Below are 13,117 nucleotides of genomic sequence, written 5' to 3'. Positions count from 1 at the left end.
CAGGTGTGGCGCAATCCCCTGTAGGAGCCGGCTTTGCCGGCGAACTGGCCGGAGCAAACAACGCCCCGGTTCAACTCAAGCGCCGATCAATATTCCCAGAAGATCCGCTGCAGTTCCTTGCTGTCCTGGGTCTTGGTCATCGCGACCATTGCCAGGATCCGCGCCTTCTGCGGGTTCAGGTCATGGGCAACGACCCAGTCGTTCTTGTCGTCTGGCTGCTCGGCATTACGCAGTACGAAGCCACCCTGGTTGACGTGGGACGAACGAATGATCTGCACACCGTCCTTGCGCAGTTCCTGCAGGGCCGGCACAACGCGCGACGACACCGAACCGTTGCCAGTACCGGCATGGATGATCGCCTTGGCGCCACCCTGGGCCAGGGCCTTGTAGGCAGTGTCGGTCACATTGCCATAGCCGTAGGCAATATCCACCGCCGGCAGGCTGCTGATGGTCTTGATGTCGAACTCGGAGTTCAGGGTGTGGCGCTTGGCCGGCAGGCGGAAGAAGTACGATTTGCCTTCCACGACCATGCCCAGCGGGCCCCATTGGCTCTTGAAGGCTTCGGTCTTGATGTTGACCGCCTTGCTCACGTCGCGACCCGACTGGATCTCGTCGTTCATCGTGACCAGCACGCCCTTGCCGCGGGCATCCTTGCTGCTGGCCACGGCCACGGCGTTGTACAGGTTGAGCATGCCGTCGGCGGACATGGCGGTGCCCGGGCGCATGGAGCCGACCACGATGATCGGCTTGTCGGTCTTCTCTACCAGGTTGAGGAAGTAGGCGGTCTCTTCCAGGGTGTCGGTGCCGTGGGTGATGACGATGCCGTCGACATCCTTGCTGTCGGCCAGTTCGGCGACGCGCTTGCCCAGTTTCAGCAGGTCTTCGTTGCCGATGCTCTCGGAGGCGATCTGCATCACCTGCTCGCCGCGCACGTTGGCCAGGTCCTGCAGTTCCGGCACGCCGGCGATCAGCTTGTCGATGCCCAGCTTGGCGGCCTGATAGGTGGCGCTGTTGGCAGCGCTGGCGCCGGCGCCAGCGATGGTGCCGCCGGTGGCCAGGATCACCACGTTGGCGAGCTTCTGTTGTTGCGCGGCTTCCTTGGCGGAAACCGAGGTTGGCAGGACCAGCAACAGGGCCAGGGCGCCCGGTGCGAAGGTCTGGAATGCGGATTTCATCATTTCTGCTTCTCTCTTCCTGGGTGAGATGTGCGTTATGTCGCACTTCTGGAAAGGCAGATTTCGTACCAGCAACTACCGTTCGTCGTATTTCATCTTGAATCCCCTGAAAAGACTGGGGATATCGAGAGCTGACCGCAAGGTCACCAGGGCTGCCCTTGTTCGGCTTTCCGAACATTTGCAGGAAAAGGTGTTCGGTTTTTCGGATAAATTGCGGATAATCCGACCGGCGTAGCCTGGGGCGGCCTGCGCGGGGATTTGACAAAAGCGGCGCCTGTTTCCATAGTTGGTCACCGCAAACGTTTGCGATCCGATAAAAACCACAAGATTCGGAGTCAATTCCATGAAACTGCCGTTCTCCGGCCGTCCGCTGGCCCTCGCCGTACTGTCTTCGCTGATCTTCTCCATGTCCGCCGCCCACGCCGAGGACGCCCCCAAGGTCGCCCTGGTGATGAAATCCCTCGCCAACGAGTTCTTCCGCACCATGGAAGACGGCGCCAAGGCCTACCAGAAAGACCACCCGAACGACTTCACCTTGGTGGCCAACGGCATCAAGGACGAGACCGACACCGGCAACCAGATCCGCATCGTCGAGCAGATGATCGCCACCGGCGCCAAGGCCCTGGTCATTGCGCCGGCCGACTCCAAGGCGCTGGTGCCGGTAATCAAGAAGGCCATGGACGCCGGCATCACCGTGGTCAACATCGACAACCGCCTCGACCCCGACGTGCTCAAGAGCAAGGGCATCAGCGTGCCGTTCGTAGGCCCGGACAACCGCAAGGGCGCGCGCCTGGTCGGCGATTACCTGGCCCAGCAGAAGCTCAAGGCCGGTGACCAGGTCGGCATCATCGAAGGCGTGCCGACCACCACCAACGCCCAACAGCGCACCGCCGGCTTCAAGGACGCCATGGAAGCCGCGCAGATGAAGATCGTCTCGGTGCAGTCCGGCAATTGGGAGATCGACAAGGGCAACGCCGTGGCCGCCTCGATGCTCAACGAATACCCCGAATTGAAGGCGCTGCTGGCCGGCAACGACAGCATGGCCCTGGGCGCGGTCTCGGCCGTGCGCGCCGCCGGCAAGACCGGCCAGGTGCAGGTGGTCGGCTACGACAACATCAATGCCATCAAGCCGATGCTCAAGGACGGCCGCGTGCTCGCCACCCTCGACCAGGCGGCCAGCCAGCAGGCGGTGTTCGGCATCCAGGCGGCGTTGAAGATGCTCAAGGGCGAGAAGCCCGGCGTGGATGCCGACAACGTCATCCAGACCCCGGTCGAGCTGATTACCCAGTGACAAAATGATCTCTGTAGGAGCGGCTTCAGCCGCGATGCGGGCATTGCGATGCCTGGCACCCGCTTCGCGGGTGATCGCGGCTGAAGCCGCTCCTACAGGGGTGGTATGTCTATCCAGGAGAAATGGCCATGTCAGTAGCGGCCAATGAAACCATGCTGGCCGTCAGCGGCCTGGGCAAGACCTACGCCCAGCCCGTGCTCGGCGACGTCACCCTCGAGCTGCGCGGCGGCGAGGTGCTGGCCCTGACCGGCGAGAACGGCGCGGGCAAGTCGACCCTGTCCAAGTTGATCAGCGGCCTGGAGGTCCCCACCACCGGGCAGATGACCTATCGCGGGCAGCCTTACAGCCCCGGCAGCCGCGCCGAAGCCGAGCGCCTGGGCGTGCGCATGGTGATGCAGGAGCTCAACCTGCTGCCCACCCTGACCGTGGCCGAGAACCTGTTCCTCGACAACCTGCCCAGCCGGCTCGGTTGGGTCAACCAGAAGCGCCTGCGCCAGCTGGCGACGGCGGCCATGGCCCAGGTCGGCCTGGACGCGATCGACCCGGACACGCCGGTCGGCGAGCTGGGCATCGGCCATCAGCAAATGGTCGAGATCGCCCGCAACCTGATCGGCGACTGCCATGTGCTGATCTTCGACGAACCCACGGCCATGCTCACCGCCCGCGAGGTGGAGCTGCTGTTCACCCAGATCGAGCGCCTGCGCCAGCGCGGCGTGGCCATCGTCTATATCTCCCATCGCCTCGAAGAGTTGCAGCGCGTGGCCCAGCGCATCGCCGTGCTGCGCGACGGCAAACTGGTGTGCGCCGAGCCGATCCAGCGCTACAACAGCGAACAACTGGTCAACCTGATGGTTGGCCGCGAGCTGGGCGAGCATATCGACCTGGGCCAGCGCACCATCGGCGCGCCGCTGCTCAAGGTCGACAAGCTCAGCCGTGGCGACAAGGTGCGCGAGGTGTCGCTCGAGGTCAGGGCAGGGGAGATCTTCGGTATCTCCGGCCTGATCGGTGCAGGGCGCACCGAGCTGCTGCGCCTGATCTACGGCGCCGACCGCGCCGACAGCGGCCAGGTCGCCCTTGGCCAACCGCCAGCGCCCGTGACCATCGACTCGCCCAAGGCCGCGGTCAAGGCGGGCATTGCCCTGATCACCGAAGACCGCAAGGGCGAAGGCCTGCTGTTGACCCAGTCGATCAGCGCCAACATCGCCTTGGGCAACCTCGGCGCCGTGTCCCGCGCCGGGGTGCTCGACAGCAACGCCGAGCGTGAACTGGCCGAGCGTCAGATCGGTGCCATGCGCATCCGCAGCGCCAGCCCCGCGCAGGCGGTGGGCGAGCTGTCCGGTGGCAACCAGCAGAAGGTGGTGATTGGCCGTTGGCTGGAGCGCGACTGCCAGGTGCTGTTGTTCGACGAGCCCACCCGTGGCATCGACGTCGGCGCCAAGTTCGACATCTATGGCCTGCTCGCCGAGCTCGCCCGCCAGGGCAAGGCCATTGTCGTGGTGTCCAGCGACCTGCGCGAACTGATGCTGATCTGTGACCGCATCGCCGTGCTGTCGGCCGGGCGCCTGATCGACACCTTCGACCGCGACCACTGGAGCCAGGACCAACTGCTCGCCGCCGCCTTCGCCGGCTACCAGAAACGTGATGCCCTGCTGCACGACGCAGCCCCCAGGATGGATGCATGAAAACCACACTCGACACCCCGGGCGCAGCGCCCGCCCGCCGCAGCGGCAACTACTATGGCCTGGGCACCTACCTGGGCCTGGCCGGCGCCTTGCTGGCGATGATCGTGCTGTTCTCGATGCTGAGCAGCCACTTCCTCTCCTATGCCACCTTCAGCACCCTGGCCAACCAGATTCCCGACCTGATGGTGCTGGCGGTGGGCATGACCTTCGTGCTGATCATCGGCGGCATCGACCTGTCGGTGGGCTCGGTGCTGGCCCTGGCCGCCTCGGCTGTCAGCGTGGCCATCCTCGGCTGGGGCTGGAGCGTATTGCCCGCCGCCTTGCTTGGCATGGCCGTGGCGGCACTGGCCGGCAGTATCACCGGCAGCATCACCGTGGCCTGGCGCATCCCCTCGTTCATCGTCTCGCTGGGCGTGCTGGAGATGGCCCGAGGCCTGGCCTACCAGTTCACCGACTCGCGCACCGCCTACATCGGCGATGCCTTCGCCTGGTTCTCCAACCCCATCGCCTTCGGCATCTCGCCGGCCTTCATCATCGCCTTGCTGGTGATCGTGCTGGCCCAGCTGGTGCTGACCCGCACCGTGTTCGGCCGCTACCTGATCGGCATCGGCACCAACGAAGAGGCCGTGCGCCTGGCCGGCATCGACCCGCGCCCCTACAAGATCCTGGTGTTCACCCTGATGGGTGTGCTCGCGGGCCTCGCCGCGCTGTTCCAGATCTCGCGCCTGGAGGCCGCCGACCCGAACGCCGGCGCCGGTCTCGAGCTGCAGGTGATCGCCGCCGTGGTGATCGGTGGCACCAGCCTGATGGGCGGGCGCGGTTCGGTCATCAGCACCTTCTTCGGTGTGCTGATCATCTCGGTGCTGGCCGCGGGCCTGGCCCAGATCGGCGCTTCGGAACCGACCAAACGCATCATCACCGGGGCGGTCATCGTCATCGCCGTGGTGCTCGACACTTACCGTAGCCGGCGCGCGAACCGGCGGAACTGAAACCATGGCAACCATCAAAGATGTCGCGGCACTGGCGGGTATTTCCTACACCACCGTGTCCCATGTACTGAACAAGACCCGCCCGGTCAGTGAGCCCGTGCGGCTCAAGGTCGAGGCGGCGATCGCCGAGCTCGACTACGTGCCCAGCGCCGTGGCCCGCTCGCTCAAGGCCCGCAGCACCGCCACCATCGGCCTGCTGGTGCCCAACAGCGTCAACCCGTACTTCGCCGAACTGGCCCGGGGTATCGAGGACGCCTGCGAGCGCAATGGCTACTGCGTGATCCTGTGCAACTCCGACGACAACCCGCAAAAGCAGCGCAGCTACCTGCGCGTGTTGCTGGAAAAACGCATCGACGGGTTGATCGTCGCCTCGGTGGGCGAGGACCAGGACCTGCTCGACAGCCTCGGCGGCGTGCGCACGCCCATGGTCATCGTCGACCGCGCCCTGGACGGTGTCGCCGCCGACCTGGTGCGCATCGACCATGAGCACGGCGCCTACCTGGCTACCCGTCACCTGCTGGAGCTGGGCCACCGCGAGATCGCCACCATCGCCGGCCCCGCCGACACCGGCGTGAGCCAACTGCGCCTGGCCGGTTTCCGTCGCGCCATGGCCGAAGCCGGGGTGGCGGTGGCCAAGGGGCATGTGCTGCACAGCGACTTCACCAGCCCCGGTGGCCATGCCGCGGCGGCGCGGCTGCTCGATGGCGAGCGGCCCACGGCGATCTTCGCCGCCAACGACATGATCGGCTTCGGTGTGCTGCGCGCCGCCGCCGAGCGCAACATCGACGTGCCGGGCGAGCTGTCGGTGATCGGCTTCGACGACATCGAACTCAGCCGCTACGTGTACCCGGCGCTGACCACGGTCGGCCAGTCGATCCGCGAGCTGGGCGAAAACGCCGCAGGCCTGCTGCTGTCGCGCATCGGCGCGCGCCAGCATGAGGGCGCGGAGCAGCGCATCGTCGCCCCGCGCATCGTCCTGCGCGAATCCACCGGGCCACGCCCGGACCTGTTCAACGATTACCGTTAAGGAATACCCATGGATGCCAAGGTGGTAGTGGTCGGCAGCCTCAACATGGACCTGGTGGCCCGCGCCCAGCGCCTGCCCCGGGGAGGCGAGACCCTGGCCGGCGAGAGTTTCTTCACCGCCCCCGGCGGCAAGGGCGCCAACCAGGCCGTGGCCGTGGCCCGGCTGGGCGCCAGCGTGGCGATGGTCGGTAATGTCGGTGACGACGCCTACGGCCAGCAGTTGCGCCAGGCCCTGCAGACCGAGGGCGTCGATTGCCAGGGCGTGAGCGTGTGCGAGGGCGTGTCCAGCGGTGTGGCGCTGATCGTGGTGGACGCCGCCAGCCAGAACGCCATCGTCATCATCCCCGGTGGTAACGGCCTGCTCGGGCCTGAGTCGGTGCGCCGCTTCGACAACCTGCTGCAGCAGGCCGAAGTGATCATCTGCCAGCTGGAAGTGCCCAGCGCCACCGTGGCCTGGACTCTGGCCCGCGGCCGTGAACTGGGCAAGACGGTGATCCTCAATCCGGCGCCGGCCAGCGGCCCGTTGCCGTCGGAGTGGTTCGCCCATATCGACTACCTCATCCCCAACGAGAGCGAGGCCGAGGCCCTGGCCGGTGTGCCGGTCAGCGACCAGGACAGCGCCCGCCGCGCCGGCGAACGCCTGCGCCAGCTGGGGGCGGGCAAGGTGATCGTTACCCTGGGCGCCGACGGCGCACTGTTGGTCGATGCCGCCGGCAGCCGGCATTTCCCGGCCCCTCGCGTGCAGCCGGTGGATACCACGGCGGCGGGCGATACCTTCGTCGGCGGCTTTGCCGCTGGCCTGGCGCGCGGCCTGTCGGAAGAGCAGGCCATCGGCTTCGGTCAGCGCGCCGCCGCATTGTCGGTGACCCGTGCCGGCGCGCAGCCGTCGATACCCTACCTGAAGGAGTTGGCGCCATGAAAAAGACGCCGTTGTTGAATATCGCCCTGTCGCGGGCCATCGCCGGCCTGGGGCATGGCGATATCCTGGTGATTGGCGATGCCGGCTTGCCGGTGCCGCCCGGCGTGGAGCTCATCGACCTGGCGTTGACCCCTGGCATCCCGGACTTCGCCAGCGTGTTGCGCGTGGTGCTGAGCGAGATGCAGGTGGAGCGGCATGTGCTGGCCGAGGAAATGTTCCAGGCCGCGCCGCTGGGGCTGATCGAGGTTGAGCAGATGCATGCCCGTGGCGAGATTGGCCAACGGGAAGTGATGAACCATGCCGATTTCAAGGCGCTGTGCCGGCAGGCACGGGCCGTGGTTCGTACCGGTGAGTGCCGGCCCTACAGCAATATCGCGCTGATGGCCGGCGTCACCTTTTGATATCGAATGCGAGGGCTGCGCCCTCGATCGCGGCACAAGGCCGCTCCTACAGGGGCGATGCGGTTCCTGTAGGAGCGGCCTTGTGCCGCGAAAGGGCCGCAAGGCGGCCCCTGTTGAATCCATCCCCTAGCAACAAGGAGTGCTGAATGTCCCTCAAACGCCTGCTCCAAGGAGCCGTCCTCATGTCCGCGCTAGCCGCCACCGCCCTGCAGGCCGCCCCTCGCGACCTGATCATCGACACCGACCCCGGCGCCGACGACGTGGTGGCACTGCTGCTGGCCATGGCGTCCCCCGAAGAGCTGAAGATCCGCGCCATTACCACCGTCGCCGGCAACGTGCGCCTGGAAAAAACCTCGCGCAACGCCCGCCTGGCCCGTGAATGGGGTGGTCGCGAAGAGATCCCGGTGTACGCCGGGGCAGGGCGCCCACTGGTGCGCACGCCCATCTACGCTGCCAACGTGCATGGCGAGGAAGGCCTCACCGGCGTCCAGGTCCACGAACCGAAAAAGCCCCTGGCCAAGGGCAATGCCGTGCAGTACCTGATCGACACCCTGAGCGCCGCCGAGCCCCACAGCATCACCATCGCGATGCTCGGCCCACAGACCAACCTGGCCCTGGCACTGATCCAGAAGCCCGAGATCGTCAACGGTATCAAGGAAGTGGTGGTGATGGGCGGGGCCCACTTCAATGGCGGCAATATCACCCCGGCCGCCGAATTCAACCTGTTCGCCGACCCCCATGCCGCCGAAGTGGTGCTGGCCAGCGGCGTCAAGCTGACCTACCTGCCGCTGGACGTCACCCACAAGGTGCTCACCAGCGACGCGCGCCTAAAGCAGCTGGCCGCGGTGAACAACCATGCCAGCAAGCTGGTGGTGGACATTCTCAACGCTTACATCAAGTACGACATGGACACCTACGGTATCCCTGGCGGCCCCGTACACGACGCCAGCGTCATCGCCTACCTGCTCAAGCCCGAGCTGTTCCAGGGCCGTCAGGTGCACCTGGCAGTCGACAGCCGCGAAGGCCCGACCTTCGGCCAGACCGTCGCCGACTGGTACGGCGTGCTCAAGCAGCCGGCCAATGTGATGTGGGTGAAGGAGGGCGATGCCCAGGGCTTCTTCGACCTGCTCAGCGCACGGCTGGCTCGATTGAAATAGCCCCCTGCGGCGCGTGGTGCTCGAGCACCTGCTCGATGAAGCTGCGCGCCGCCTCGCCGCCCAGGTCGCGTACCAGCAGGTCGATGGCGATCAGCACCAGCTCTTCGGGCGTGCCCGGGCTGTAGGCGCTCTGGCCTTCGTCCCACTTGACCTTGATGTCGGCATCGATGCTGTGGCTGCTCATGGGGCGGTTCTCGTTGTGGCCTGGGTGATAGGTCGAATACCGCGTCCTGGCGTTCGAAGGGGAGGCATGTCGCGCTCCACTTATTGCAGTAAATCATGCCTTTGCATCAAGCGGCCTGCGACTTAGGTATAAGCGGCGCATCTGGCCGAACCTACGGTTTGGTGCAAAATCCAGTCACGATTGCCCTTCGCGTCATGTGGCGAGTTCGGGCAGAATCGTGCGGTTTTGCAACAAACATTCCGCGGTACTGTCGGATAAGGCAGTACCCAGATCGATCTAGGAGGATTCATGTTCCGTACCCGCGCTTCCCTGGCGACCCTGCTGCTGGCCACCGTCCTGGCAGGTTGCAGCACTGGCGGCTCCTCGGGCGGCAGCAGCGCCCCGAGCGCCCCGGCCGGCAACGACGGCCGCTGCGAGGCCAGTGGCGCCGGCTTCGCTGTCGGCAAGCAAGCCTCGCCGGAACTGCTGGACCAGGCCCGCAAGGCCAGTGGTTCGCAGATGGCGCGCGTCCTCACCCCGCACGACGTGATCACCCTGGAATACCGCTCCGAGCGGCTGAACCTGAATGTCGACGAAAAGGGCGTGGTAACCCGCGTCAATTGCGGCTGACCCGAAGCTAGGCGCTACCCCTGTAGGAGCGGCTTCAGCCGCGATCACCCGCACAGCGGGTGCCATTCGCACCGCGTCGCCTGCATCGCGGCTGAAGCCGCTCCTACAGACGGAGGGCCGTTTCGCAAAACCCGAAACGCGCCCATAAAAAACCCGCCACAAGTGGCGGGTTTTTTGTTGCGATCCGAATTACTCCGGACGAACCTGTGCAGCCTGCATGCCCTTCTGGCCTTTCTCGGCAACGAAGGTTACAGCCTGGCCTTCTTTCAGGCTCTTGAAGCCGTCGGATTCGATGGCCTTGAAGTGTACGAACAGGTCGTCGCCGCCGCCTGCTGGGGTGATGAAGCCGTAGCCTTTTTCATCATTGAACCATTTGACGGTGCCGTTTTGGCGATTGGACATGAGGTGAATCTCCAGAAACATGATTTTTATCGAAGTGCGATGTTGCCGAGGCTACAGGTGCACCGGCGACATCATAGTCCATTTCTGCGCATCTAGCGCCTTTTACCTTCGCAGGATGTTGATCTGGCGCAAAAGATGCGTCGAATCGTCCCGCGACCCCTCTATTTCGGCTTGCAGGCTGCCTGCACGGCCACCTGGGCCTTCTGCATCAGCTTGGCATCCACGCCGTCCTGGCTGTCGAGGTCCTCGATCTCCTTGTCGTTGAATTTCTTTTTGATGGTTTGGGCGCCGCATTCGCAGTGCTTCTTCGCCTTTGCCGTGTCCAGGCCCTGGCCCATGGCCACTTGCTGGCATTGGGTCATGTAGGCCGCTTCCTTGCCTGCTGGGAAATTGCCCGCATGGGCGGCCAGAGGCAGCAGCAGGGCACTTGCGGCACAGGCAGCCAGAAGGGACTGAAGTCGCATAACCAGACACTCCTTAGGTTAAGGTCTCATCAAGAGTAGGTTGCTTCAGAAGGTCTGATAGAAAATTTTCCGTACAAGTTCACCCCAAGGCCGTAATTTCCAAATATTTCTGCTTCCCGGTGCAACCCGCGTGCTAGCATGCTCGGCTTGCAGCTCGCCACTTGCGGCTTGCAGCGTTTACCTTCCAGTCACTCTGGTTCGTCCCTGGCAGACCGAACAGGTCTCTGCCACTGTGAGGCAGGCTTTCCCGCGGGAAAGGCAGGGCGGATCTTGTACTGGCTCATCCCAACCCACGTGACCTTTGGTAGGGGTCACCACTAGGAGAGGAGGCGCCATGCCCGTTATTACTCTTCCCGATGGCAGTCAACGCACGTTCGACCAGCCGGTATCCGTAGCCGAAGTCGCCGCCTCGATCGGTGCAGGCCTGGCCAAGGCGACCCTCGCCGGCAAGGTCGACGGCAAGCTCGTCGATGCCTGCGACAAGATCGACCACGACGCCACCCTGCAGATCATCACCCCCAAAGATGAAGAGGGACTGGAGATCATCCGTCACTCGTGCGCCCACCTGATCGGCCACGCGGTGAAGCAGTTGTACCCGACCGCCAAGATGGTGATCGGCCCGGTGATCGACGAAGGCTTCTATTACGACATCGCCTACGAGCGTCCCTTCACCCCGGACGACCTCGCCGCGATCGAAAAGCGCATGCAGCAGCTGATCGACACGGACTACGACGTCGTCAAGAAGATGACCCCGCGCGCCGAAGTCATCGACGTGTTCACCCAGCGTGGCGAAGACTACAAACTGCGCCTGGTCGAGGACATGCCGGATGAACAGGCCATGGGCCTGTACTACCACGAAGAATACGTCGACATGTGCCGTGGCCCGCACGTGCCGAACACTCGCTTCCTCAAAGCGTTCAAGCTGACCAAGCTGAGCGGCGCCTACTGGCGCGGCGATGCCAAGAACGAGCAGCTGCAACGCGTATACGGCACCGCCTGGGCCGACAAGAAGCAGCTGGCCGCCTACATCCAGCGCATCGAAGAAGCCGAAAAACGCGACCACCGCAAGATCGGCAAGCAGCTCGACCTGTTCCACCTGCAGGAAGAAGCCCCTGGCATGGTGTTCTGGCACGCCAACGGCTGGACCGTGTACCAGGTGCTCGAGCAGTACATGCGCCAGGTCCAGCGTGAAAACGGCTATCAAGAGATCAAGACCCCGCAGGTCGTCGACCGCATCCTCTGGGAGCGTTCCGGCCACTGGTCCAATTACGCCGAGAACATGTTCACCACTTCGTCGGAAAACCGCGACTACGCGGTAAAGCCGATGAACTGCCCGTGCCACGTGCAGGTGTTCAACCAGGGCCTGAAATCCTACCGCGACCTGCCGCTGCGCCTGGCCGAGTTCGGTGCCTGCCACCGTAACGAGCCGTCCGGCGCCCTGCACGGCATCATGCGCGTGCGTGGCTTTGTACAAGACGACGCGCACATCTTCTGCACCGAAGACCAGGTGAAGAAAGAAGCCGCCGACTTCATCAAGCTGACCCTGGACGTGTACAAGGACTTCGGCTTCACCGACGTCGCCATGAAACTCTCGACCCGCCCAGCCAAGCGCGTGGGCTCCGAAGAGCTGTGGGACCGCGCCGAAGGCGCCCTGGCCGACGCCCTGAACGAATCGGGCCTGGAGTGGGAATACCAGCCGGGCGAGGGCGCGTTCTACGGCCCGAAGATCGAGTTCACCCTGCGCGACTGCCTCGGCCGTAACTGGCAGTGCGGCACCCTGCAGTACGACCCGAACCTGCCGGAGCGCCTGGACGCCAGCTACATTGCCGAAGACAACAGCCGCGTGCGCCCGGTGATGCTGCACCGCGCCATCCTCGGCTCGTTCGAACGCTTCATCGGCATGCTGATCGAGCACTACGCCGGCGTGTTCCCGGCCTGGCTCGCCCCGACCCAAGCCGTGATCATGAACATCACCGACAAGCAGGCCGATTTCGCCCTCGAGGTAGAAAAAGCCCTGAACGGTAGCGGATTCCGTGCCAAGTCGGACTTGAGAAATGAGAAGATCGGCTTTAAAATCCGCGAGCATACGTTGCTGCGGGTCCCTTACCTTTTGGTTATAGGGGATCGCGAAGTCGAAACGCAAACCGTCGCTGTGCGCACCCGCGAAGGCGCTGACCTGGGCTCGATGCCCGTCGCGCAGTTCGCTGAGCTGCTGTCGCAAGCGGTTTCCCGGCGTGGTCGCCAAGAATCGGAGTAATGACTATTAAGCGTGAAATGAGAAACGATAAACGAACTGCACCGAAAGCCCCGATCAACGAGAATATCTCGGCACGCGAGGTTCGGTTAATTGGTGCTGACGGCGAGCAGATTGGCATCGTCTCGATTGATGAAGCGCTGCGTATCGCTGATGAAGCGAAGCTGGATCTGGTGGAAATCTCTGCAGACGCGCAACCGCCCGTCTGCAAGGTGATGGACTACGGCAAGCACCTCTTCGAGAAGAAGAAGCAGGCCAACGAAGCCAAGAAGAACCAGAAGCAGATCCAGATCAAAGAAATCAAGTTTCGTCCAGGGACGGAAGAAGGGGATTACCAGGTAAAACTACGCAACCTGGTACGTTTCCTTAGTGATGGGGACAAGGCCAAGATCTCTCTGAGATTCCGCGGCCGTGAGATGGCCCACCAGGAGCTGGGCATGGAGCTGTTGAAGCGGGTCGAAGCCGACCTCGTGGAATACGGCACCGTTGAGCAGCATCCGAAGATGGAAGGACGCCAGCTTATGATGGTCATCGCCCCCAAAAAGAAGAAGTAATCTCCCGGGC

The 13,117-nt window shown here is 64.1% G+C and carries 14 protein-coding genes; 10 read left to right on the top strand and 4 right to left on the bottom strand.

All coding sequences use genetic code 11. The annotated features are described in order from the left end of the window. Positions 1-86: 86 nt before the first annotated feature. A complete protein-coding gene (locus NGM28_RS18455) occupies positions 87-1,175 on the bottom strand; it encodes an asparaginase (RefSeq protein ID WP_213660454.1) in 1,089 nt (362 codons plus the stop codon). Positions 1,176-1,518: 343 nt separating this feature from the next. Here NGM28_RS18455 and NGM28_RS18450 point away from each other — a divergent pair, with 343 nt between their 5' ends. From NGM28_RS18450 to NGM28_RS18420, 7 genes are all read left to right on the top strand, one after another. Beyond that, a complete protein-coding gene (locus NGM28_RS18450) occupies positions 1,519-2,466 on the top strand; it encodes a sugar ABC transporter substrate-binding protein (protein ID WP_011533195.1) in 948 nt (315 codons plus the stop codon). Between the two features lie 128 nt (positions 2,467-2,594). Then, positions 2,595-4,148, top strand: a complete 1,554-nt coding sequence (locus NGM28_RS18445) for a sugar ABC transporter ATP-binding protein (protein ID WP_252091060.1) — start codon at positions 2,595-2,597, stop codon at positions 4,146-4,148. Further along, the gene (locus NGM28_RS18440; protein WP_240064919.1) at positions 4,145-5,137 is read left to right on the top strand and encodes an ABC transporter permease; all 993 of its coding nucleotides are present in this window, start codon (positions 4,145-4,147) and stop codon (positions 5,135-5,137) included. The genes NGM28_RS18445 and NGM28_RS18440 overlap by 4 nt, the downstream gene beginning before the upstream one ends. A 4-nt stretch (positions 5,138-5,141) precedes the next feature. Beyond that, positions 5,142-6,164: a LacI family DNA-binding transcriptional regulator gene (locus NGM28_RS18435; protein WP_240064918.1), complete on the top strand. Its 1,023-nt coding sequence runs from the start codon at positions 5,142-5,144 to the stop codon at positions 6,162-6,164. 9 nt (positions 6,165-6,173) lie between these two features. Continuing rightward, the gene (gene rbsK, locus NGM28_RS18430; RefSeq protein WP_252091059.1) at positions 6,174-7,082 is read left to right on the top strand and encodes a ribokinase; all 909 of its coding nucleotides are present in this window, start codon (positions 6,174-6,176) and stop codon (positions 7,080-7,082) included. Beyond that, entirely contained in the window at positions 7,079-7,483 is a 405-nt protein-coding gene (gene rbsD / locus NGM28_RS18425) for a D-ribose pyranase (protein WP_252091058.1), read from the top strand. Before rbsK ends, rbsD begins: the two co-directional genes overlap by 4 nt. A 146-nt stretch (positions 7,484-7,629) precedes the next feature. Next, on the top strand, positions 7,630-8,640 hold the full coding sequence (locus NGM28_RS18420) for a nucleoside hydrolase (protein WP_240064915.1): 1,011 nt from the start codon (positions 7,630-7,632) through the stop codon (positions 8,638-8,640). On the opposite strand, the gene NGM28_RS18415 is transcribed toward NGM28_RS18420, so the two are convergent. Next, a complete protein-coding gene (locus tag NGM28_RS18415) occupies positions 8,612-8,824 on the bottom strand; it encodes a hypothetical protein (protein WP_213660461.1) in 213 nt (70 codons plus the stop codon). The genes NGM28_RS18420 and NGM28_RS18415 overlap by 29 nt on opposite strands. Before the next feature lie 288 nt (positions 8,825-9,112). On the opposite strand from NGM28_RS18415, the gene NGM28_RS18410 reads away from it, so the two are divergent. After that, complete coding sequence (locus tag NGM28_RS18410; protein ID WP_240064914.1) at positions 9,113-9,433, top strand: I78 family peptidase inhibitor; 321 nt, start codon at positions 9,113-9,115, stop codon at positions 9,431-9,433. A gap of 189 nt (positions 9,434-9,622) precedes the next feature. Here NGM28_RS18410 and NGM28_RS18405 read toward each other — a convergent pair whose 3' ends face one another. Together NGM28_RS18405 and NGM28_RS18400 are read right to left on the bottom strand one after the other, a co-directional pair. Beyond that, the gene (locus NGM28_RS18405) at positions 9,623-9,835 is read right to left on the bottom strand and encodes a cold-shock protein (protein ID WP_011533204.1); all 213 of its coding nucleotides are present in this window, start codon (positions 9,833-9,835) and stop codon (positions 9,623-9,625) included. 161 nt (positions 9,836-9,996) lie between these two features. Continuing rightward, entirely contained in the window at positions 9,997-10,299 is a 303-nt protein-coding gene (locus tag NGM28_RS18400; RefSeq protein WP_252091057.1) for a hypothetical protein, read from the bottom strand. 334 nt (positions 10,300-10,633) lie between these two features. Here NGM28_RS18400 and thrS point away from each other — a divergent pair, with 334 nt between their 5' ends. Then, positions 10,634-12,556: a threonine--tRNA ligase gene (gene thrS / locus NGM28_RS18395; RefSeq protein WP_186600445.1), complete on the top strand. Its 1,923-nt coding sequence runs from the start codon at positions 10,634-10,636 to the stop codon at positions 12,554-12,556. Continuing rightward, positions 12,556-13,107 carry a translation initiation factor IF-3 gene (gene infC / locus NGM28_RS18390; RefSeq protein ID WP_023629190.1) on the top strand — a complete coding sequence of 184 codons (552 nt, stop codon included), beginning with the start codon at positions 12,556-12,558 and terminating at the stop codon, positions 13,105-13,107. Before thrS ends, infC begins: the two co-directional genes overlap by 1 nt. Positions 13,108-13,117 lie beyond the last annotated feature (10 nt).

It is taken from the genome of Pseudomonas sp. MWU13-3659, from assembly GCF_023757525.1.
Taxonomy (GTDB): Bacteria; Pseudomonadota; Gammaproteobacteria; order Pseudomonadales; family Pseudomonadaceae; genus Aquipseudomonas; species Aquipseudomonas entomophila_E.
Note: the sequence above shows the minus strand (reverse complement) of the source record. Positions and strands in the feature narration are given on the sequence as shown.